The organism is Pseudoduganella violacea, assembly GCF_014191875.1.
Classification (GTDB): Bacteria; Pseudomonadota; Gammaproteobacteria; order Burkholderiales; family Burkholderiaceae_D; genus Rugamonas; species Rugamonas violacea_A.
Window position 1 is genome coordinate 326656 of record NZ_JACHXD010000001.1, and the last position, 19198, is coordinate 345853.

Sequence of the window (19198 nt, forward strand, 5' to 3'; positions counted from 1 at the left end):
TCGAATTTTCGGCCTATGAACGTTGTTATTCTCGCCGCCGGCATGGGCAAACGCATGCAATCCGCCCTGCCGAAAGTTTTGCATCCCCTGGCCGGTAAGCCGCTCCTGTGGCACGTGATCGATACCGCGCGCACCTTGTCTCCCGCCAAATTATGCGTGATCTACGGTCACGGCGGCGCAGCCGTGCTGGAGTCGCTGGAAAAGCAGAAAAAGCCGGACGGCATGCAGATCAGCGCCGCCCTGCAGGAACCGCAGTTGGGCACCGGCCACGCCGTGATGCAGGCGCTGCCGGAACTCGATGACAGCGTGCCGACCCTGATCCTGTACGGCGACGTGCCACTGACCAGCGCCGCCTCGCTGCAGCGCCTGGCCGAAGCGGCCGGTAAGGACAAGCTCGGCATCCTGACCGTGGTGCAGGACAATCCCTTCGGCCTGGGCCGCATCGTGCGCGTCGGCGGCCAGATCATGCGCATCGTCGAAGAGAAGGATGCCAACGAATTCGAGCGCGCCATCAAGGAAATCAATAGCGGCATCATGGTGGCGCCGACCGCCCACCTGAAGCAGTGGCTGACCGCGCTGAAGAACGACAATGCCCAGGGCGAGTACTACCTGACCGATATCGTGGCCCAGGCCGTGGCCCAGGGCGTGGACGTGGTCTCCGCCCATCCGGAGGCCGAGTGGGAAGTGCTGGGCGTCAACAGCAAGGTGCAGCTGGCCGAGCTGGAAGGCATCCACCAGAACAATATCGCCAAGGCCTTGCTGGAAAAAGGCGTGACCGTGATCGACCCGCACCGCATCGATGTGCGCGGCGAGCTGATCTGCGGCCGCGATGTCACCATCGACGTCGGCTGCGTCTTCGAAGGCCGCGTCGAGCTGGCCGACGGCGTCACTGTCGGCCCTTACAATGTGCTGGTCAATGCGCACGTGGCTGCCGGCGCCACCATCAAGCCCTTCTGCCATATCGAAGAGGCGGTAGTGGGTCCGGCCTCCATCATCGGCCCGTATGCCCGCCTGCGTCCCGGCACCGAGTTGGGCGAGGACGTGCATGTGGGTAACTTCGTCGAGATCAAGAACAGCCAGGTGGCCGCGCACAGCAAGGCCAACCACCTGGCCTATATCGGCGACGCCACCATCGGCTCGCGCGTGAATATCGGCGCCGGCACCATCACCTGCAATTACGACGGCGCCAACAAGTTCCGCACCGTGATCGAGGACGACGCCTTCATCGGCAGCGACAGCCAGCTGGTGGCCCCCGTCACCGTCGGCGCGGGCGCGACCCTGGGCGCCGGCACCACCCTGACCAAGGATGCGCCGGCCGGTAAGCTGACCATTTCCCGTCCCAAGCAATTGACCATCGAAGGCTGGAAGCGTCCGGTCAAGGTCAAGAAGTAAAACTGTTCCTAGTAGGAACGACGGCGCCTTCGGGCGCCGTTTTACGTTTACGCGGGCTTGTGGATAAATATGTGTATATGTCTGCGGAAAAACCGGGCATAAGCCCATGGATAAACAAGGGGATAAGCTGGGGAATGTGGCGGGATAACTTTCTTTCCACGCTGAATAGTTTGGTTTTTGCAACTATTTGCCGCCAATGTGGATAAGGCTGTGGTTAAGCCCTTGGGTAAGTATTGGAAAACTGCTGAACAAGCCTGTATAGCACCAATTCCGCCTATTTTTCTTGCAAGCGTCATGTGGATAAGCTTGTGGAAATGCGGGGAAAATTCCGTGGATAAAGTTGTTAACAACAATTTTTGACCCCTTTTTTGCGCTGGCCTGTCATAGCAGATGAAGAGTGGGCGCTCCTGCCCGCTTTGCCCGAATAAGGTTTGCGCATGGCTTTCCCGAAACAGCTTCTCACCCGCCGCCGGCTGGCTGCGGCCCTTCTGCTCGTCCTTGGCGCGGGCGGCATCCTCTGGTGGCAGCAGCAGCGCAAAGCGCCCAAGATCGAAACCGCCCGCCTGGCCAAGTCCAGCATCGAAGCGAACGTGATGGCGGTTGGCACCTTGCAGCCGCGCAGCTATGTGGATATCGGCGCCCAGGTCTCGGGCCAGATCCTGCGCCTGCACGTCACGCCCGGCGCCACCGTCAGCAAGGGGCAATTGCTGGTCGAAATCGATCCCAGCGTGCAGCAGGCCACCGTGGACGCCGGCCGGGCCGCTCTGGCGGGCCTGAACGCGCAATTGTCCGAACAGCGCGCCCAGCACCGCTTGGCGGGCCAGCAGCATAGCCGCCAGCAGCAACTGGCGCGCGACGGCGCCACCCGCGAGGAGGACATGCAGTTGGCCGTGGCCGCGCTGGAAACGGCGGCCGCCCGCATCGCCAACCTGCAGGCCCAGATCCAGCAGACGCAAGCTACCTTGAAGGCCGACGAAGCGCGCCTGGGCTATACCCGCATCTATGCGCCCATGAGCGGCACCGTGGTCTCGGTCGAGGCGCGCGAAGGCCAGACCTTGAACGCCACCTACCAGACGCCGAATGTGCTGCGCGTGGCTGACCTGTCGGGCATGACGGTGTGGACCGAAGTCTCCGAAGCCGATGTGCGGCGCGTGAAACCCGGCATGCCGGTGTATTTCAGCACCCTGGGCGGCAACCAGCGGCGCTGGCATGGCAAGGTGCGCCAGCTCTTGCCCGCCCCGCCCCAGGCCGAGGCGCGCAATAACGGCACGGCCATCACGCCCTCCTCGGGCAAGGTGGTGCTGTACACCGCGCTGTTCGATGTGGATAACAGCGATGGCGAATTGATGCCGCAAATGACGGCCCAGGTGCATTTTGTCACCGCTTCGGTCAAGAACGTGCTGGTGGCGCCGCTGCCCGCGCTGACGGCGCTGGAAGGCAAGCCGGGCCAGTTTTCCGCCCGTGTCATGAACAGGGATGGCGCCATCGAACAGCGCGTGGTGCAGGTCGGCGTGCGCAACCGCCTCTCGGCCGAGGTGCTCGGCGGCCTGCGCGAAGGCGAGCTGCTGGTGACGGGTGAAATGCCATCCGATAGCGCCAGCAGGTTCCAGCTGTGAGCGCGCCACCACTGATTTCCCTGCAGGGCATAAGAAAACGTTATGGCGGCGGCCATGGTACGCCGCCGGTCGAAGTGCTGCGCGGGATTTCGCTCGATATCCACGCCGGCGAATTCGTCGCCATCGTCGGCGCCTCCGGCTCGGGCAAATCGACCTTGATGAATATGCTGGGTTGCCTCGACCGCCCGAGCGAAGGCGTTTACAGCTTTGCCGGCGAAGACGTCGCCACGCTCGATGCCGACCAGCTGGCATGGCTGCGGCGCGAAGCGTTCGGCTTCGTGTTCCAGGGCTATCACTTGATCGCCACCGAGTCGGCGCGCGAAAACGTCGAGCTGCCCGCCGTGTATGCGGGCATGGCGCCAGCGCAGCGCGCCGAAAGGGCGCAGGCGCTGCTGCGGCGCCTGGGCATGGACAGCCGCATGGAGCATCGTCCCAACCAGCTATCGGGCGGCCAGCAACAGCGCGTCTCCATCGCGCGCGCCCTGATGAACGGCGGCCGCATCCTGCTGGCCGACGAGCCGACCGGCGCCCTGGATTCCACCAGCGGCGCCGAAGTCATGGCGTTGCTGCACGAACTGGCCGACGCCGGCCACACCATTATCCTGATCACCCACGACCGCAACGTGGCGGCGCAGGCGCGCCGCGTGATCGAAGTGCGCGACGGCCAAGTCGTCAGCGACTCGGCGCATGCCAGCCGCACGGCCAGCGGGCATGGCCTGCCGCCGCCCGATATGCGCCAGGTGGTGCGGCAGAACGGCCATGGCGGCGGGGCTTCCTTCTGGACCGATATCCGCGAGGCGGCGCGCGCCGCCTGGCGCGTGATGTGGGTGAACCGCTTCCGCACCGGCCTGACTTTGCTCGGCATCGTGATCGGCGTGGCCTCGGTGATCGTCATGCTGGCGATCGGCATGGGCGCGCGGCAGAAGGTGGTGGCCCAACTGGGCGCCTTCGGGTTCAACCTGATGTATATGTCCTCCATCGGCAACAGTTCGCGCCTGCCGGGACGCAGCATCACCCTGGCCGACCTGGAAGCGGTGGCCGAGCTGCCCAATATCAGCCATGTGCTGCCCAACGTCACCGGCAACCAGGTGGTGCGCTTCCGCAACCGCGATGTGCAGACCTATGTGCGCGGCAGCGGCGCGGCGCTGCCGCGCATCCAGACTTGGCCCTTGGCGCGCGGCGGCTTCTTCACCGAGCAGGATGACCGCGAGCTGGCCAACGTCGCGGTGCTGGGCCACAAGCTGGCGCAGGAACTGATGCCCGACGTGGCCGACCCGATCGGCCAGATCATCCTGATCGGCAATCTGCCGCTGCAGGTGGTCGGCGTCATGAGCGAAAAAGGCGCGCTGACCGGCGACCGCGACGAGGACAATGTGTTGCTGCTGCCCTTCAGCACCGCCGGCCTGAAAGTCTTCGGCCAGCGCGAGCCGACCTACACCGTGATCGCCGTCGACGACGTCAGCCGCGTTGCCCAGACCCAGGCCGCGATGGAAGCGCTGATGCTGGAACGTCACGGCCTGCGCGACTTCGACGTCGGCAACGCCGCCGCCTCGATTGCGGCCGAAGCGAAAACCAGCGACACCATGACCCTGATGCTCAGCCTTATCGCCGCCGTGTCCCTGGTGGTGGGCGGCATCGGCGTCATGAACGTGATGCTGATGACGGTGCGCGAACGCACGCGCGAAATCGGCATCCGCATGGCGACCGGCGCCCGCCAGCGCGACATCCTGCGCCAGTTCATGACCGAAGCGGTGCTGGTCTCGCTGACCGGCGGCCTGATTGGCGTTGTCGCCGGGCTGGCGCTGGGCGCCGCCCTGCTGTGGTGGGACGTGGCGCTGATCTTCTCGCTGCGCGCCATTGGCGGCGCCTTCGCCTGCGCCCTGATCACCGGGCTGGTATTCGGCTATATGCCCGCCCGCACCGCCTCCCGCCTCGACCCGGTGCAGGCTCTCGCCTCCGAATGAATGGAATACCGATGAAACACAAGACCGTGCCGCTCTGCCTGACCATCCTGCCGCTGCTGGCCGCCTGCGCCGGCGCGCCCGCGAGCAAAAGCACGCCGGACATCGCCGCGCCGGCCGCATGGCGCAATGCCGCTGCGCAGGCTGGCGATACCCCCCACGCCGCAACGCAAACCGACTGGTGGCGCGCCTTCGGCAGCCGCGAACTGGATGAGCTGCTGGCGCGCGCCCTGCAAGGTAACCACGATCTCGCCGCCGCCGCCGCGCGCGTCGACCAGGCTTATGCCGCCCTGCGCATGGCCGACGCCAACCGCCTCCCCAGCCTGAACGCGCAAGCCGGCGCCGGTGGCGACGGCCGCCTCGGCGCGCGCCGGACCAGCAGCGCCAGCGGCGCCTCCTACACCGCCGCCCTGCGCGCCAGCTACGAAATCGACCTGCGCGGCCGCAACCGCGCCCTGAGCGACAGCGCCGCCGCCCAGCTGCAAGCGAGCCGGTATGAACGCGAAGCCAGCCGCCTGAGCGTCACCGGCGCCGTCGTCAACGCCTGGCTGCAAAGAGGCGCGCTGGCCGAACGCCTCGCCATCGCCGACGCCAACATCGCCAGCGCCGAACGCATGCTGGCGCTGGTCGCCGCCCGCGTCCGCGCGGGCGCCGCCCACCCGCTCGAACTGGCCCAGCAACGCGGCCTGCTCGCCGCCCAGCAGCGCCAGCGCGCCGAACTGCGCCAGCAGCACGAAGACAGCCACCTCGCCCTCGCCCTTCTGCTCGGCCAACCCGCCGCCGATGTCCACCTTGGGGTCAGACCCCAATCGGACACGGGCTCAGCGGTGCCGCTGCAGCGCTTGATACTGCCGGCGGCGGAGGCGGGATTGCCGTCGGCCCTGCTGGCGCGGCGGCCGGATATCGCCGGCGCGGAGGCGCAACTGGCGGCGGCCGAGGCGGATGTCGCCGCAGCCCGCGCCGCGCTGTTCCCGAGCCTGACGCTGGATGGCGCGCTGGCTTCTTCTGCCAAAGGTTTTTCCGGCCTGTTCGACAATCCTATCTACAGCCTGGCCGCCGCCATCGGCGCGCCGCTGTTCGATGGCGGCCGCCTGGCGGCAGGGCGCGATCTGGCCGGCGCGCGCCGCCAGGAGCTGCTGGCCGCCTACCGCCGCACCGTGATGACGGCGTTTGCCGACGTCGAGCGCGCCTTGAACGCCATCGGTTCGCTGGCCATCCAGCGCAGCGCCCAGGACGAGGAATTGCGCGAAGCCGGACGCGCCCTGGCCCTGGCCGAAGCGCGCTACCGCGCCGGCGCCGAGAACGCCCTGACCCTGCTCGATGCCCAGCGCACCTTGTACGCGGCACAGGACGCATCCCTGCAACTGCAATTGGCGCGCCTGCAGGCCGCGGTCGCGCTGCACCAGGCTTTGGGCGGCGGCTGGCAGCAAGGTTCCTAAAATGAAGCTAATTGTGTATAATGAGAATCATTCGCATTTAAATGCCGTCCGGCCCGACCGGCGATTCTCTAGGACCTTCACGCCGTGTCAGCCCACGATCTTGCGCCGCGCAGTGACTTTGCCGCCCTGTACATGGAACACCATGGCTGGCTGGTGGCTTGGCTGCGCCGCAAGCTCAATGGCGCCGACCACGCCGTCGATCTGGCGCACGACACCTTCGTGCGCATCCTCTGCCAGCCGGACCAGAAGCGCGCCCCGCTGCAGGAGCCGCGCGCCTACCTCACCACGGTCGCGCGCAACTTGCTGATCAATTACGTGCGCCGCCAGTCGCTGGAACAGGCTTACCTCGACGTGCTGGCCCAGTTGCCGGAGGCGCAGACGCCTTCGCCCGAAACGCGCCTGATGCTGCTGGAAACCCTGCATGAAATCGACGCCATGCTGGACGGCCTGCCCAGCAAGGCGCGCGAAGCCTTCCTGCTGTCGCAGCTGGAAGGCCTGACCTACGCCGAAGTCGGCGAGCGCCTCGACGTCACCGTGCGCACCGTCAAACGCTATATGGCGGCGGCCTTCGAGCAGTGCATCCTGCTGCTGGACGACGCCGCATGAGCAGCCAGAACGCGCCGGCCGTCGATCCGCGCGCCGCGCGTGAAGCGGCGCGCTGGATGATGCGCATGCACTCCGGCGAAATGAGCGCGGCCGACCAGCGCCGCTGTGCCCAATGGCGCGCCAGCGATCCCGAAAACGAAAAAGCCTGGCAGCGCGCCGAGAGAGTGGCGCACAAGCTGGGCATGGTGCCGCCCGCCCTGGGCGCTCCGGCCCTGCGCAACGCCGCCGGCGACAGCCAGCGCCGCACCGCGCTCAAGACCTTGGCGCTGGCGCTGGGCGCCGTTCCCTTGGGCTGGGCCGTCTGGCGCGCCACGCCCTGGAACGAGTGGAATGCCGACCAGCAGACCGCCGCCGGCGAGCGCCGCGAAATCAAGCTGCCCGACGGCGGCAGCGTGGTGCTGAATACCGCCACCGCCCTTGACGTCCAATACGACAGCGCCACGCGCCGCCTGCGCCTTTACAAAGGCGAGATCCTGGTGCAGACCGCCGCCGACGCGCTGGGCCGCCACTTCATCGTGGAAAGCCCGCAAGGCGCCATGCGCGCCATCGGCACCCGTTTCGTGGTGCGCCTGGATGGCGAGCATACCCGCCTCGGCGTGCTGGAAGGCGCGGTCGAAGTGCGCCCCGCCGGCCATCCGGACGCGCCCTATGTGGTGCGCGCCGGCCGTCAAAGCCGCTTCAACGCGGCTGGCGGCGCGACCGAAGTGCTCGATCCGAACGCAGAGGCCTGGAACGGCGGCGTGCTGTACGCCGAAAAGATGCCGCTGGCCGACTTCGTGGCCGAACTGGCGCGCTACCGTCCCGGCCTGCTGCGCTGCGACCCATCCGCCGCCCGCCTGCGCGTTTCCGGCGCCTTCCAGCTGCGCGATACCGACAGCATCCTGCAGGCCTTGGCCGCCTCTCTCCCCGTGCGCGTGCAGACGCGCACCCGCTACTGGGTCACCCTGACCCACGCCTGAAAATATTTTTGGGACGGCATGTCCCTTTTTGCAATCTCGCGGGTCATAGAGGGGAGAAGCATATCGACCACTATCCACGCAGAAGGACAGTTTCATGAATCAACACGCATCCTCTTCCAAACGCCTGCCCGTGCTGAAACCGGCCGCCCTGATGGTCGCCGCCGCGCTGGCCCTGGCCGCCGCGCCGCTGCAGGCCTATGCCGCCGAAGCGCCGGCTGCCGCCAGCGCCGCCAAGAGCTACAGCATTCCCGCCGGCCCGCTTAGCCCGGCCCTGTCCCAATTCGCCGGCCAGAGCGGCGTCACCCTGTCCTCCGATGCGGCCCTGACCGAAGGCCTGAGCACCAAAGGCCTGCAAGGCAGCTTCAATATCGCCGATGGCTTTGCCCGCCTGCTGCAAGGCAGCGGCCTGGAAGTGGCGCAACGCAGCGCCGGCGTCTACGTGCTGCGCAAGCTGCCCGGCGCCGACAAGAACGCCTCCGTCATGCCGCAAATTACCGTGACTGGCCAAGGCCTGGGCGCGAACACCGAAAACAGCGGTTCCTACACCGGCGGCTCGATGAAAACCGCCACCCGCATGGATATGTCGATCCGCGACACCCCGCAATCGGTCAGTGTCATCACCCGCGAACGCCTGAACGACCTGGGCGTGACCCGCCTAGACCAGGCCCTGGCCCAGACCACCGGCATCATGATCGGCCAGCAGGACAGCGAACGCACCCGCTACTACTCGCGCGGCTTCGGCATCAACAATGTGCAGGTGGATGGCCTGCCGCAGGGCGTGAATTCGCCACTGACCGACACCGTGCTGTACGATCGCATTGAAGTGGTGCGTGGCGCCACCGGCCTGATGGGCGGCACCGGCGATCCGTCCGCCACCGTCAATATGGTCCGCAAGCGTCCGACCCGCGACCTCCAGGCCAGCACCTCGCTGCAGTACGGCCGCTGGAACAACCGCCGCGCCGAAGCCGATATCTCCACCCCGCTGACCGCCAGCGGCAATGTGCGCGGCCGCGTCGCCCTCGCCTGGCAGGACCGCGATTCCTATATGGACCGCTACGGCGAGCGCAAGACCATCGGCATGGCCATCGTCGAAGCCGACATCACGCCGGATACCCTGCTGACCGTCGGCGCCGACTTCCAGCACAACAAGCCGCGCGGCTCGACCTGGGGCGCCATCCCTTACTGGAACAAGGATGGCAGCCTGGCCAACCTGCCGCGCAACTTCAGCCTGAGCGCGAAGTGGAACAGCTGGGCCAATGAACAGGAAACCTACTTCACCACCGTCGACCACAATTTCGGCAGCGGCTGGAAGCTGCATGCCGGCTATGCCCGCACCAATAGCCGCAACAACACCTCCCTGGCCTATGGCGGCGCCGGTTATCCCGACCCGGCCACCGGCAAAGGCATGACGCTGTGGACCGGCGTCTGGGGCGAAGGCTATGGCGTGAACCAGAATTACGAAGCGTATCTGACCGGTCCCTTCCAGCTGTTCGGCCGCCGCCACACCGTGATCGCCGGCTTCAATGGCGGTAACCAGAACAGCCGTTCGCAGGGCGGCGACGCGCCGAAGCAGTACCCGGACGAGATTCCGGACTACCGCAACTGGACCGGCGATCTGCCGCGCCCGATCTTCCAGCCTGACGGCACCCATACCGAAGAACTCACCCGCCTGTCCGGCGCCTATCTGGCTGGCCGTTTCAGCCTGGCCGATCCGCTCACCATGATCGTCGGCGCGCGCATCAGCAACTACAGCACCGAAACCCGCGAGTTCGATAACAAGAACAAGCACACCGGCACCAACGGCTTTGCCGAAACCAAGGAAGAGGTCACGCCGTATGTGGGCCTGGTATATGACCTGAACGAACAGATTTCGACCTACGCCAGCTACACCACCCTGTTCAACCCGCAGAGCCAGCGCGACAAGTTCAACAACTTCCTCGCGCCGGAAACCGGCACCAATATGGAAGCGGGCGTGAAGGGCGAATTCTTCAGCGGTAAGCTGAACGCCTCGGCCGCCGTCTTCCAGACCCGCAAGAAAAACCTGGCGGAGCTGGATAAAACCGTGCCGCAAGGCTTCAAGCTGCCGCAAGGCGGCGACGCCTACGTGGCGAATGGCGACGGCATCAAGGCGCGCGGCGTGGAGTTCGATGTGTCCGGCCAGATCAGCCAGGCCTGGAATGTCAGCGGCGGCTACACCCTGCTGAAGGCGGAAGAAAAAGACGGCCGCCGCGCCGTACCAAGCCAGCCGCGCCACCTGCTGCGCTTCAGCACCGCGTACAGCTTCGGCGGCCAGCTGCAAGGCCTGAAAGTCGGCGTGAACATGACTGCGCAAAGCGGTATCTATGGCGAAACCTGGTATGGCCGTCCGACCTATCCACGTTCGCAGAAAGAGCGCCTGGTGCAGGGTTCCTATGCCCTGGTCGGTGCGATGGCGTCCTACCAGATCGACAAGCACATGAGCGCCCAGCTCAACATCAGCAACCTGCTGGACAAGAAGTACTACCGCAACGTGGGCTTCTACGACAGCGTGTTCTGGGGCGAGCCGCGCAACGTCACCGCGACGCTGACCTACAAGTTCTGAGGACGACATGAAGCCCACGCACGCCGCCGCGAGCCAGAGCCGCTCCTTGTTGCAAGCCTTGCGCCAGCCGCATCCCACGCTGTCGCGTACTTTGGCCGCGCTGGTGGGAGGCTATCTGTTCGCCTCCGCCGCCGGCGTGCTGCTGACGGCGCTCAGCCTGGTGCCGCATGAATCGCCGGAGCACGCCATGCTGGGCGGCGGCCTGCTGGGCCTCGCCATGTATGCGATCGACATCACCTGGGCTTTCGGCACGCGCAGCGTGCGCCGTGCCTGGGCCGGGCTGTTGCTCGGTTCCGTGCTGCTGGCCGTTCCCGGCCTGCTGCTGACCATGCGTGGAGGTGCGGCATGAAGGCGGCCAAGGACGAAATCCAGGGCGGCCTGCGCCAGCGCATGTCCTGGCTGCATACCTGGGGCGGACTGTGGGTGTGCTGGCTGGCTTTCATCATCTTCCTGCCTGGTACGCTGAGCGTGTTTTCCGGCCCCATCACGCATTGGATGGAGCCGGAACACCGGCCGGAGAAAGAAGTGCCGGCCTTCGTCGCGCCATCCAGCCATGCGGCCGCGCTGGAACATGGCCTGCGCTATCTGCGCGAACATGCGCCCAACAGCAATCTGTGGGAGATGTGGCCGCGCGCCGGTGAAGATAGCTTCATGGTCTACTGGCTCGACGAGAAGAACCGCTTCGCCGACGTGCGTCTGTCCACCGCTACCGGTCAGCCGGTGACGGAAGCCGAACACGCCGACGTGCGCGAAACCGCGGGCGGCAACCACTTCATCCTTTTCCACTACCGCCTGCATGCGGGAACGGCGGGCGTGTGGATCGTGGGCGCGGCGTCCATCGCCATGCTGGTGGCGCTGATTTCCGGCGTTATCACGCACAAGCGCATCTTCAAGGACTTTTTCACCTTCCGTCCCGCCAAGGGCCAGCGCTCCTGGCTCGACGCGCACAATCTGATGGGCGTGCTGACCCTGCCCTTCCTGTTCATCATCGTGTTCAGCGGCGTGGCGATCAGCTGGGACACCCTGGTGCCCGCCGTACGCTGGGCCCAGGTGGTCCGCACCGGCGAAGCGGCTGAAGTGCGCGACTTTGGTCCGCAAGGCCAAGCCACCGGCAAGAAGGGTGAGCTGACCGCGCTGGCGCCGCTGGTGCAGCAGGCCGAGGCTACGCTGCAAAGCCACACCTTCGCCGTGGTGGTCAATCACCCAGGCGACGCGGGCATGAAGGTGCAGGTATATGGCATGGCCAATCCCGACATCCAGCAAAAACACCTGCTTAGTTCGCGCGGCATGCTGGAATTCGACGGTGTCAGCGGCGCGCTGACGAAGACCAAGCTGGCGCATGCCGTCGATCCGCATCCGGCCCGCGCCACCATGCAGGCGCTGGACGATATGCACCGCCTGCATTTCGCCGGCACCACGATACGCTGGCTCTACTTCGTCTCCGGCCTGGCCGGCACGGCGTTGATGGCGACCGGCGCCATTCTCTTCATGGTCAAACGCCGCCAGAAATCGCTGCGCGAGTTCGGCGACAGCACGCAGCGCTTCTACCGCATCTGCGAGGTGTTGAACCTGGCCGCCATCGCTGGCCTGGTACTGGCCTGCATCGGCTACCTGTGGGGCAACCGCCTGCTGCCGGTCAAGCTGCATGAACGCCACGACTGGGAAATCGCCGTCTTCTTCAGCGTCTGGCTGGTGGCGCTGCTGCATGCGCTGTTGCGTCCTTCGGCCCAGGGCTGGCGCGAACAGCTGCTGTTGGGCGGGGCGATGTGCGTTGCCCTGCCGCTGCTGAACTGGATCACGGCGGGCCAGCACCTGTTCGGCTACTGGCTCAATGGCGATCTGGAACGCGGCAGCGTGGAACTGGTGACGGTGGCCCTGGGCCTGGGCCTGCTGTATGCCGCCCGCAAGGTGGGCAGCCGCATTGCGGCGGCATCGGCCAAAGCGCAGGCCAAGGCCAGCGCCGTACTGCAAACGGAAAGGGCGGGAGCATGATGGGATTTACAGCAATGGCATTGGCCGCCCTGGCACTGTCCTTTTCCGGCATGAGCGCTTTGGCGCTCGCCATGGACCGCCACCACCAGCAGCTGCGCCAGCGCGACGTGGCGCCCCGATTGCGCAATATCCTGCGCGTGCTGGGCGGCATACTGCTGCTGATGGCGCTTTTACCCTGCATCGATTTATGGGGTGGCGGCGCCGGCATCGTCGCCTGGGCAGGCTTCCTGACGGCCGGCACCCTGCTGCTGGCTATCCTGCTGCCCTACGCCCCCGGGCTGGCTGCGGGTTTGGCGGCATTTTCCCTGGTTTATGGCTTGTGGATAAGCTTGTTGGTAAGTGTTGGAATAAGCGCGGCATAAGTATGGGATAAGTGGCGCATAAGTCCGCTTATCCCGTGTATAACTCAGTGTATAAATCTGTGAAGAACGTGTGATTAGCCTGTGATAGACGGTGGAAAAGCCAGTGGATAAAGCTTGGATACTGCGTGAATAAATTGGGATAACTCACACGGCAATGCACGTTTCGAACTTGCTGCGGAAAGTGGAAAAGTAGGTTTTCACATTGCGCACATTGGTCTGGGTGGCGAACAGACGATGCGCCAGCGCGTGATAGGCCGGCATATCCGCCACCTGCAGCACCAGCACAAAGTCCGGCCCCGGCGACACGCGATAGCATTGCAGCACCGCCTCCTCCTTCGCCACATGGGCCTCGAATTCCTCCATGCGTTCCGCCGCCTGCACATCCAGCGTGATCTCCACGATGGCCGTCAGGCGCGCGCCCACCTTATCCGGCGCCACGATGGCCACCTGACGCTCGATAATCCCGCTCTCGGTCAGCTGCTTGACCCGCCGCAGACAGGTGGGCGGTGACACGTGCACGGCCTGCGCCAGCTCGCTATTGGTCAGTGACGCGTCATTTTGCAATGCGTTGAGGATGCGGCGGTCGATTTCGTCGAGGTTAGGTAATGAATTCATTAAAAATTGCCTATGAAATGAAATAATATTTCATGCATGATGGTGTGTGAAATATTATTTCATAAAATGCGAAACTCTGAACGCATATTTCATCGCAACTCAACTACGATGGCTCCATTGTCAATTTCTTACGAACAGAGGCCATCATGTGCGGAATCGTCGGCGCAGTCGCGCAACGCAATATCACCCCAATTCTGGTTGAAGGCCTGAAACGCCTCGAATACCGCGGCTACGACTCCTGCGGCGTCGCCCTGCATGTGGACGGCCAATTGCAACGTTCGCGCAGCACCTCGCGCGTGGCCGACCTGGAAAAGCAGATCGACGAAGTGGGCCTGAAAGGCTTCACCGGCATCGCCCACACCCGCTGGGCCACCCACGGTGCGCCAGCGTCGCACAACGCCCACCCGCACTTCTCGCCCAGCTCCGAGAACGCCCGCATCGCCCTGGTCCACAATGGCATCATCGAAAACCACGATGAACTGCGCGCCGAACTGACGGCCCTCGGCTATGTCTTCCAGAGCCAGACCGACACCGAAGTGATCGCCCACCTGGTCGACCATATGTACAACGGCGACCTGTTCGAAACCCTGCAGCAAGCCGTCAAACGCCTGCACGGCGCCTACGCCATCGCCGTCTTCAGCCGCGAAGAACCGCACCGCGTGGTCGCCGCGCGCCAAGGCTCCCCGCTGATCGTGGGCCTGGGCCAAGGCGAAAACTTCGTCGCCTCCGACGCCATGGCGCTGGCCGGTACCACCGACCAGATCATCTACCTGGAAGAAGGCGACGTGGTCGACCTGCAGCTGGGCCGCACCTGGATCGTCGACGTCAATGGCAAACAAGTGCAGCGCGAAGTGAAAACCGTGCACGCCCACACCGGCGCCGCCGAACTGGGTCCATACCGCCACTACATGCAGAAGGAAATCTTCGAACAGCCGCGCGTCGTTGGCGACACGCTGGAAGGCGTCACCGGCATCATGCCCGAGCTGTTCGGCGACGGCGCCTACAAAGTCTTCAAGGAAGTGGACCGCGTGCTGATCCTGGCCTGCGGCACCAGCTACTACGCCGGCCTGACCGCCAAATACTGGATCGAATCCATCGCCCAGCTGCCGGTCAATGTGGAAATCGCCAGCGAATACCGCTACCGCGACAGCGTGCCGCATCCGAAAACCCTGGTCGTCACCATCTCGCAAAGCGGCGAAACGGCCGACACCATCGCCGCCCTGAAACACGCGCGCGAACTGGGCATGGAGCACACGCTCACCATCTGCAACGTCTCCACCAGCGCCATGGTGCGCGAATGCAAACTGGCCTACATCACCCGCGCCGGCGTTGAAGTGGGCGTCGCCTCGACCAAGGCCTTCACCACCCAGCTGGCCGCCTTGTTCCTGCTGACCCTGAGCCTGGCCCAGGTCAACGACCGCCTCAGCGAAGAACAGGAAGCCCAGCACCTGAAAGCTATGCGCCACCTGCCAGCCGCCATCTCGTCGGTACTCGCGCTGGAGCCACAGATCATCGCCTGGGCCGAAGAATTCGCGCGCAAAGAAAACGCCCTGTTCCTCGGCCGCGGCATGCACTACCCGATCGCCCTGGAAGGCGCGCTGAAGCTCAAAGAGATTTCCTACATCCACGCCGAAGCCTATCCTGCGGGCGAACTGAAACACGGCCCACTGGCCCTGGTGACGGAAGAAATGCCGGTCGTGACCATCGCCCCGAACGACGCGCTGATCGAAAAGCTGAAATCGAATATGCAGGAAGTGCGCGCCCGTGGCGGCCAGCTGTATGTGTTCGCCGACGTCGACTCGCGCATCACCTCCGGCGACGGCGTGCACGTGATCCGCCTGCCGGAACACTACGGCCACCTGTCGCCGATCCTGCACGTGGTATCCCTGCAGCTGCTGGCCTACCACTCCGCCCTGGCGCGCGGCACCGATGTGGATAAGCCACGCAATTTGGCGAAGTCGGTGACGGTGGAGTAAGCCCGCCCTCAAGGCATTATTGTTGTAGAAAGATAAAAAATCTGACAAAAAGCAAAGTCTGACAAATGGCTTTGGGGCGAGAAGGGGACACCGATTTGAAGCGGCGTCCCCTTCGCACAAGAGCCTATAGCTGCTGAAATCCAAACATATTGTGCTTCTTAGGAACAGGTAATAACAAATGCAAGTGCTGGATTACGAACATCAATGTTGGTTTCTTTTGGAGGATGAGGGAACTCTTTACGTTGATGTAAACTGTAATCACAGCTTCGTAGGCTATGATTTCCTACTCCGGCTCGACCCTGGGGAGATTGGAAAATTTCGGGTGGAAGGGCACGAGTACATTTCCTGGCTAGCTAGGGACATCCAAAACTCTGCACCTATTCTCGCGGCAAGCAATTCGAAGTACAAAGGTCGCGATCTTTCAACGGAGTATTCAGAACGGATCACAGCCGCAATACATGAATGGTGGAGCAGAAAATGACACATGCACCGCCAGAAATCCCAGGGGCCTACTTAGGCGCTCCAGCCTTCTACGTTGGGGCGTAGCAAATCACATGAAACCCATTGAACGATTCTCACTGCAGTCGCTACCCGCTGGGTACCCTTCCAAGGAGTTCAAGCGCCGCCTGGTTTGCGATGGGCTTCCGACTTGGGTAGTGGTTGATGGTGATGAAATCGCTGCTCAATTTCTGTGCGATGGTTTTATAGTTCTTGTGACGAACTACGACTACTTCGACGGTGTGAATACTTGGATTCATCTCCTCGATGAGGACGGAAAAATCCGAGACATCGTTACGACTCCTGACTATTTCGGCTTCCTTCAAGAAGTCGAAATCCAATCCGAACGTGAATTGAATTTTGGGTTTTACGGTACAAATGATCGATGGAGCTTGCGTTTGCGCGAAAAGCCCGTTTGGTCTTTCCGAATCGAGGAATTGCGATCTCGTGCAAACCGTTTTCTGTTTTCTAAGAGGCGTCTCATGTTGGCCTGTACAAAAGGCAAACCATGGTTTTTCCAACCAGACCAATTGGGCGTTCCAGAGAATGCCGCTGAGCTTGACGATTAGCATTCCATGCGCTTACCTCTAACATTAAGCTTGCTCGCTTCTATGGCGGCGATTACTTTCGCGCCCCTTCCAGTATGAAGCCGCTTTTTGTGGAAGAGTTATTTTAAGGTTCGGTCTAGCGTATGCCGAGGTACCACTATGACTTTCTCGTCATTCCCCTTGCCGCGTGCCCTTACGATATTCGGTAGGACTACTGCCAGTCCAATGTTTAAACGCGCGGCAAAAGCCGGTGGCGTCGGCGAAGCCCAGATCAAACGCCAGCTTCGCCACGCCCGTGTTGGAGTTGGTCAGCCGATGGACGGCGATATCTCTTCGCAGTCCGTCTTTCACCAGTTGGAAATGCGTTCCCTCCTCGGCAAACCGCCGGTTGAGCGTGCGCACGGAGGTGTGCAATGCCTGCGCCAGATCCTGGATGGTGACCGGCAGCGCGATGTTCTGTTCCAGATACTCGCGCGTTTTCGCGGTAATGGAACCGGGATGGAAGGCGCTGAAGGTCCAGTCTTCCGGCGCGCGTTTCAGGAACGCCCATAGCTCGTGCTTCTCGCGTTTGAACAGCTCCGCGCAATCCTCGTACAAGAAGTAAATGCTCGTCGCGCTTGCCTTGAAGTGCACCTCGCCGGGGTAGAGGAAGGCATAGTCTTCCGCATGCCTGGGCTTGGTGAAACTGAACTCGATGCGGTGCAGGCTGATCTCCCTGCCAAGCAGCCAGGACGCGATGCCGTGAATCAGCTTCATCATCAACTCATGCCCAAGCGGCGTGACCTGGGTGCCGGGCGACCTTTCCACCAGCGCCAATCGCACCAGCTGGTTTTTCGTGGAGATCTGCAGCCGGTAATCATCCAGCAGCAGATTCCAGAAGCGGACAAAACGGTTCAAGGCCACCAGCACCGTCGGCGCGTCCAGCAGGCTGAGCATCAAGTACTTCAAGGTGCCGGTGCGGATGGGGCGGGACCACAGTCCCAGCATCTCGTCATCGAGTGTTGCCGCGACCGTTCTGTAGAGCGCGACATATTGTTGGCGTGTCAGCCGCGCATCGGGCTGGACAAGAAGGGACGGCGGGATGGCGGCGCCGGCCAGCACTTGGGCCGCCGCGTCCTCTCCATGCCGGCTGCGGATGAAGTGCAGCATCCCATGCAGAAAGTGGGCTGAAACGGTGAGAGAGCTTTGCCAGGACGGTTTCATGGTTCTTCAATTATGGCGCATTATGCATATACATTGGCGTGATGCGCCAATCTTTCCCCCAGCGTCTGCCTATACTGAGGTGCGATTTCTACGGTGCCTGAAGATTCCGATGGCTGCCGTGTGGCGTATTTTGCCAATCGCTTGCTGCATATCTTCATTGCTCAACAAAGGGAGCGGAGTTTGAATACAAGACGCGTTGTGGTCACTGGCATGGGTTTGGTGTCGCCTTTGGGATGTGGCGTGGAGGCCGCCTGGCGGCATCTCTTGAACGGCCAATCGGGATTGGCCAGTTTGGATGACGAGATCACGGAAGGGATTGCCGCAAAGGTCGCGGGCATGGTGCCGGCGTTGACGGCGGATCGCCCTTGGGGCTTCGATGCGAACCTCGCCGTGGAACCCAAGGACCAGAAGAAGATGGACCGCTTCAGCATGTTTGCGCTGGCGGCGGCGCAGGAGGCTTTAGCACAGGCCCGCTGGCAGCCTGAAACCGACAGCGAGCGTGAGAGGACGGCAACCATCGTCGCGTCCGGCATAGGCGGTTTTGCGGCCATTGTGGAGGCTGTCAGAGTCACGGATGGCCGTGGGCCAAAGCGGCTCTCGCCTTTCACCGTTCCCAGTTTCCTGGCGAATATGGCAGCCGGACACATTTCCATCCGCCACGGCTTCCACGGCCCCCTTGGCGCCCCCGTGACCGCCTGCGCCGCCAGCGCCCAGGCCATTGGCGACGCGGCGCGCCTGATCCGCGCTGGTGAAGCCGATATCGCCGTGTGCGGTGGCGCCGAGGCTTGCATCGATCGCGTCAGCTTTGGCGCATTCGCCGCCGCAAGAACCATGTCCACCGGCTTCAATGACAGCCCCACGCAGGCATCCCGCCCCTTTGATGTTGAACGCGATGGCTTTGTCATGGGCGAAGGCGCCGGCATACTGGTCATCGAGGAATTGGAGCACGCATTGCGGCGCGGCGCGGTGCCGATTGCGGAACTGCTTGGCTATGGCACGAGCGCCGACGCCTATCACATGACGTCGCCGCCCGAAGACGGCGCCGGCGGACGGCGCGCCATGGAGCTGGCCATCCGGCAGGCGAACATCGCGCCGGAACTGATCGGGCATTTGAACGCGCATGCGACGTCCACGCCGGTGGGCGACGCCAGCGAGCTGGCGGCCATCAAGGCCATATTCGGCGCCGGCCGTGGTCCCGCCGTGTCGGCCACCAAGTCCGCGACAGGGCATTTGCTGGGCGCGGCTGGCGGTGTGGAAGCCATCTTCACCGTGCTTGCGCTGCGCGACCAGATGGCGCCTCCCACGCTGAACCTGACGCAGCCGGATGCGGCGGCCGAGGGCATCGACATTGTCAGCGGAGCGGCGCGCAAGATCGCGACGGACTATGCCCTCTCCAATGGCTTTGGTTTTGGCGGCGTCAACGCCAGCCTGCTGTTCCGCCGGCTTTGAT

At 63.7% G+C, this 19198-nt stretch carries 15 protein-coding genes; 13 read left to right on the forward strand and 2 right to left on the reverse strand.

Translation table 11 applies throughout. From position 1 onward, the window contains the following. Window positions 1-15: 15 nt before the first annotated feature. The 10 genes from glmU to FHS03_RS01545 all read left to right on the forward strand — a co-directional run bounded on the left by glmU (window position 16) and on the right by FHS03_RS01545 (window position 12908). Window positions 16-1392, forward strand: coding sequence for a bifunctional UDP-N-acetylglucosamine diphosphorylase/glucosamine-1-phosphate N-acetyltransferase GlmU (gene glmU, locus FHS03_RS01500; RefSeq protein ID WP_183439248.1), 1377 nt, complete (start codon window positions 16-18; stop codon window positions 1390-1392). 437 nt (window positions 1393-1829) lie between these two features. After that, window positions 1830-3008 (forward strand): efflux RND transporter periplasmic adaptor subunit, encoded by a 1179-nt coding sequence (locus FHS03_RS01505; RefSeq protein ID WP_183439249.1) that lies wholly within the window; start codon window positions 1830-1832, stop codon window positions 3006-3008. Continuing rightward, window positions 3005-4972 carry a MacB family efflux pump subunit gene (locus FHS03_RS01510; RefSeq protein WP_183439250.1) on the forward strand — a complete coding sequence of 656 codons (1968 nt, stop codon included), beginning with the start codon at window positions 3005-3007 and terminating at the stop codon, window positions 4970-4972. Before FHS03_RS01505 ends, FHS03_RS01510 begins: the two co-directional genes overlap by 4 nt. 11 nt (window positions 4973-4983) lie before the next feature. Continuing rightward, a complete protein-coding gene (locus FHS03_RS01515; protein ID WP_221208008.1) occupies window positions 4984-6408 on the forward strand; it encodes an efflux transporter outer membrane subunit in 1425 nt (474 codons plus the stop codon). Window positions 6409-6540: 132 nt separating this feature from the next. After that, complete coding sequence (locus tag FHS03_RS01520; protein ID WP_221208026.1) at window positions 6541-7014, forward strand: sigma-70 family RNA polymerase sigma factor; 474 nt, start codon at window positions 6541-6543, stop codon at window positions 7012-7014. Then, window positions 7011-7973: a FecR domain-containing protein gene (locus tag FHS03_RS01525; RefSeq protein ID WP_183439252.1), complete on the forward strand. Its 963-nt coding sequence runs from the start codon at window positions 7011-7013 to the stop codon at window positions 7971-7973. Before FHS03_RS01520 ends, FHS03_RS01525 begins: the two co-directional genes overlap by 4 nt. Before the next feature lie 94 nt (window positions 7974-8067). Continuing rightward, entirely contained in the window at window positions 8068-10554 is a 2487-nt protein-coding gene (locus tag FHS03_RS01530; protein ID WP_183439253.1) for a TonB-dependent siderophore receptor, read from the forward strand. Window positions 10555-10561: 7 nt separating this feature from the next. Continuing rightward, window positions 10562-10903, forward strand: coding sequence for a DUF3649 domain-containing protein (locus FHS03_RS01535; RefSeq protein ID WP_229426013.1), 342 nt, complete (start codon window positions 10562-10564; stop codon window positions 10901-10903). Further along, window positions 10900-12546 (forward strand): PepSY-associated TM helix domain-containing protein, encoded by a 1647-nt coding sequence (locus tag FHS03_RS01540; protein WP_183439254.1) that lies wholly within the window; start codon window positions 10900-10902, stop codon window positions 12544-12546. The genes FHS03_RS01535 and FHS03_RS01540 overlap by 4 nt, the downstream gene beginning before the upstream one ends. Window positions 12547-12560: 14 nt before the next feature. Then, the gene (locus FHS03_RS01545; RefSeq protein WP_229426014.1) at window positions 12561-12908 is read left to right on the forward strand and encodes a DUF3325 domain-containing protein; all 348 of its coding nucleotides are present in this window, start codon (window positions 12561-12563) and stop codon (window positions 12906-12908) included. A gap of 144 nt (window positions 12909-13052) precedes the next feature. Here the strand turns inward: FHS03_RS01545 and FHS03_RS01550 are convergent, their stop codons facing one another. After that, window positions 13053-13523, reverse strand: coding sequence for an Lrp/AsnC family transcriptional regulator (locus tag FHS03_RS01550; RefSeq protein WP_183439255.1), 471 nt, complete (start codon window positions 13521-13523; stop codon window positions 13053-13055). A gap of 146 nt (window positions 13524-13669) precedes the next feature. Between FHS03_RS01550 and glmS the strand changes: the two genes are divergently transcribed. Together glmS and FHS03_RS01560 are read left to right on the forward strand one after the other, a co-directional pair. Next, entirely contained in the window at window positions 13670-15499 is a 1830-nt protein-coding gene (glmS, locus tag FHS03_RS01555; protein WP_183439256.1) for a glutamine--fructose-6-phosphate transaminase (isomerizing), read from the forward strand. A 554-nt stretch (window positions 15500-16053) separates the two neighbouring features. Beyond that, window positions 16054-16566 (forward strand): hypothetical protein, encoded by a 513-nt coding sequence (locus FHS03_RS01560; protein ID WP_183439257.1) that lies wholly within the window; start codon window positions 16054-16056, stop codon window positions 16564-16566. Window positions 16567-16716: 150 nt separating this feature from the next. Here FHS03_RS01560 and FHS03_RS01565 read toward each other — a convergent pair whose 3' ends face one another. Further along, a complete protein-coding gene (locus FHS03_RS01565; RefSeq protein ID WP_183439258.1) occupies window positions 16717-17748 on the reverse strand; it encodes an AraC family transcriptional regulator in 1032 nt (343 codons plus the stop codon). Window positions 17749-17928: 180 nt separating this feature from the next. Between FHS03_RS01565 and fabF the strand changes: the two genes are divergently transcribed. Next, window positions 17929-19197 carry a beta-ketoacyl-ACP synthase II gene (gene fabF, locus FHS03_RS01570; RefSeq protein ID WP_183439563.1) on the forward strand — a complete coding sequence of 423 codons (1269 nt, stop codon included), beginning with the start codon at window positions 17929-17931 and terminating at the stop codon, window positions 19195-19197. Window position 19198 lies beyond the last annotated feature (1 nt).

Coding starts and splice junctions, on each gene's coding strand:
- glmU (WP_183439248.1), top strand. CDS start 16: ATGAACGTTGTTATTCTCGCCGCCGGCATGGGCAAACGCATGCAATCC.
- FHS03_RS01535 (WP_229426013.1), top strand. CDS start 10,562: ATGAAGCCCACGCACGCCGCCGCGAGCCAGAGCCGCTCCTTGTTGCAA.
- FHS03_RS01505 (WP_183439249.1), top strand. CDS start 1,830: ATGGCTTTCCCGAAACAGCTTCTCACCCGCCGCCGGCTGGCTGCGGCC.
- FHS03_RS01545 (WP_229426014.1), top strand. CDS start 12,561: ATGGCATTGGCCGCCCTGGCACTGTCCTTTTCCGGCATGAGCGCTTTG.
- FHS03_RS01515 (WP_221208008.1), top strand. CDS start 4,984: ATGAAACACAAGACCGTGCCGCTCTGCCTGACCATCCTGCCGCTGCTG.
- FHS03_RS01525 (WP_183439252.1), top strand. CDS start 7,011: ATGAGCAGCCAGAACGCGCCGGCCGTCGATCCGCGCGCCGCGCGTGAA.
- FHS03_RS01520 (WP_221208026.1), top strand. CDS start 6,541: ATGGAACACCATGGCTGGCTGGTGGCTTGGCTGCGCCGCAAGCTCAAT.
- FHS03_RS01565 (WP_183439258.1), bottom strand. CDS start 17,748: ATGAAACCGTCCTGGCAAAGCTCTCTCACCGTTTCAGCCCACTTTCTG.
- FHS03_RS01560 (WP_183439257.1), top strand. CDS start 16,054: ATGAAACCCATTGAACGATTCTCACTGCAGTCGCTACCCGCTGGGTAC.
- FHS03_RS01550 (WP_183439255.1), bottom strand. CDS start 13,523: ATGAATTCATTACCTAACCTCGACGAAATCGACCGCCGCATCCTCAAC.
- glmS (WP_183439256.1), top strand. CDS start 13,670: ATGTGCGGAATCGTCGGCGCAGTCGCGCAACGCAATATCACCCCAATT.
- FHS03_RS01530 (WP_183439253.1), top strand. CDS start 8,068: ATGAATCAACACGCATCCTCTTCCAAACGCCTGCCCGTGCTGAAACCG.
- FHS03_RS01540 (WP_183439254.1), top strand. CDS start 10,900: ATGAAGGCGGCCAAGGACGAAATCCAGGGCGGCCTGCGCCAGCGCATG.